At 66.2% G+C, this 1,488-nt stretch carries 1 protein-coding gene and 1 pseudogene; both read left to right on the top strand.

What is annotated here, in order from left to right; all coding sequences use genetic code 11:
* On the top strand, window positions 1-463 hold a 463-nt coding region (locus P3W85_RS07740; protein ID WP_276264341.1), incomplete at its 5' end, for an NADPH-dependent F420 reductase.
* A gap of 377 nt (window positions 464-840) precedes the next feature.
* Window positions 841-1,488: pseudogene (locus P3W85_RS07735) on the top strand (AraC family transcriptional regulator); the annotation flags it as partial.

Raw genomic sequence — 1,488 nt, 5'->3', positions numbered from 1 at the left:
CTCGGTCACGCCGGGAACGCGCGAACAAGCGGCCGCGCAGGACATCGTCCTCGTCGCAGTGAACTGGTCGAAGCTGCCGGAGGCCCTGGCCGGGTTGCCGGACTTCGGCGGACGCATCGTGATCGACGCGAACAACCCGATCGAGGCGCCGCGGTTCGAACCGGCCGAATTGCATGGCCGGACGTCGAGTGAAGCATTCGCGGACCTCGTACCGGGCGCACGCGTCGTGAAGGCGTTCAACCATCTGCCGGCGCACCGCATCTCCGACGATCCACAGGCCGAGGACGGACGCCGCATATTGTTCTTCGCGGGAGACGACGCGCATGCGAAATCGGCCGTGAGCGGACTGATAGAGCGGCTCGGCTTCTTCGGCATCGACCTGGGTTCGCTCGAAGGCGGGGGGCGGCTGGTTCAAATCCCGGGCGGACCGCTGGCGGTGCATAATCTCGTCAAATTGGGATAGCCAATGAAAGGCGCGGTATGCTGCGGCGTTCACACAAGAACTCGGGCATTCCCCACGAGTGGCTGCGGTCACCCCGATGCCGAGTTCGCGTAAGATCCCTCCGGGTCGGTACCTGCCGTCCGCGAAGGCAGGTCGCCATGGTCGGAAACCGACCCTCCACGGTCGTTATTTGGTTCTTTCACTCGGACATTGGAAAGTCGGCTCTACCGTTGGAAGCCGCCATTGACCACGCGTTCACCGCAACGGCGGTTGGGGTGGGCGGCCATCGGCTAGGGGCGCGGGCATATTGCGTCGGGCCTCGATCCGACCGACAAGCCCAAGCCTCATCGCGGTAGTATGGCAAGACCCCATACAAGGCGCGGTTTCGCGGAGCCTGGATGACATCGCCCCTGCCCCCCGTTTTCCTGCTGGACGCCCTTCTGCGCGGCATGCTGCTGGCGCTGCTGGCCTTGCTTGCCAGGGCGTTCGGGCGTGACCGGCCGGCCCTGCCGGCCGTGCGGGCGGGCCTGGCGCTGGCCGTTGGACTGGCCGTGCAGACTGCAGGGGCGATGCCGTGGTTCGAGCAGGCGGCGCCACGGCTGCTCCAGGCGCCAATCGTTGCCATATCGGTCGGCAATGCCGTGCTGTTCTGGATTTTCGTGCAGGCGTTGTTCGACGACGCCTTTGGCTTCAGGCCGATTCACGCGCTTGCGTGGGGCGCGGCCGCCGGGCTCGGCGGGCTGAACTGCGCGGTATTCGCACACAGCGGCACGGCAATCGCACCGTTCACGATGGGCTTGCAACGCGCGGTACCGCTGCTGTTCGCCCTATTGACCGTGCAAGCTGCGGTGGATGGCTGGCGTGTCGATCTGGTTGAAGGCCGTCGGCGCTTGCGTGGCTTCATCGTGGTCGCCGGCGTCGCCTATACGCTGCTGCAACTCGCCGCGCGGCTCGCCTCAAGTGGCGGCCGCCTATCGGCGGCGGGCGCCACGCTCGATACGGCGATGCTGCTATGCATTGTTGCGCCACTGGCATTCTCGATGCTG

Source organism: Cupriavidus basilensis, from assembly GCF_029335485.1.
Classification (GTDB): domain Bacteria; phylum Pseudomonadota; class Gammaproteobacteria; order Burkholderiales; family Burkholderiaceae; genus Cupriavidus; species Cupriavidus basilensis_E.
Note: the sequence above shows the minus strand (reverse complement) of the source record. Positions and strands in the feature narration are given on the sequence as shown.